Origin of the sequence: Pantoea sp. EKM10T (assembly GCF_011800685.1) — a bacterium.
Taxonomy (GTDB): Bacteria; Pseudomonadota; Gammaproteobacteria; order Enterobacterales; family Enterobacteriaceae; genus Pantoea; species Pantoea agglomerans.
The window spans coordinates 1-548 of the sequence record NZ_JAALEU010000025.1 but is presented as its reverse complement, the minus strand read 5'-3'; the positions used below and the strand labels follow the sequence as shown (position 1 = coordinate 548).

The following is a 548-nucleotide window of genomic DNA, read 5'->3' as shown; positions in this document are numbered from 1 at the left end:
TGAGACAGGTGCTGCATGGCTGTCGTCAGCTCGTGTTGTGAAATGTTGGGTTAAGTCCCGCAACGAGCGCAACCCTTATCCTTTGTTGCCAGCGATTCGGTCGGGAACTCAAAGGAGACTGCCGGTGATAAACCGGAGGAAGGTGGGGATGACGTCAAGTCATCATGGCCCTTACGAGTAGGGCTACACACGTGCTACAATGGCGCATACAAAGAGAAGCGACCTCGCGAGAGCAAGCGGACCTCACAAAGTGCGTCGTAGTCCGGATCGGAGTCTGCAACTCGACTCCGTGAAGTCGGAATCGCTAGTAATCGTGGATCAGAATGCCACGGTGAATACGTTCCCGGGCCTTGTACACACCGCCCGTCACACCATGGGAGTGGGTTGCAAAAGAAGTAGGTAGCTTAACCTTCGGGAGGGCGCTTACCACTTTGTGATTCATGACTGGGGTGAAGTCGTAACAAGGTAACCGTAGGGGAACCTGCGGTTGGATCACCTCCTTACCTGAAGATACCTTCCCGCGCAGTGTCCACACAGATTGTCTGATA

Annotated in this window: 1 rRNA gene; it reads left to right on the top strand. The window is 54.0% G+C overall.

Going from position 1 to position 548, the window contains the following annotated elements:
- Window positions 1-503 (top strand): 16S ribosomal RNA (locus HFD95_RS21865); the annotation flags it as partial.
- Window positions 504-548 lie beyond the last annotated feature (45 nt).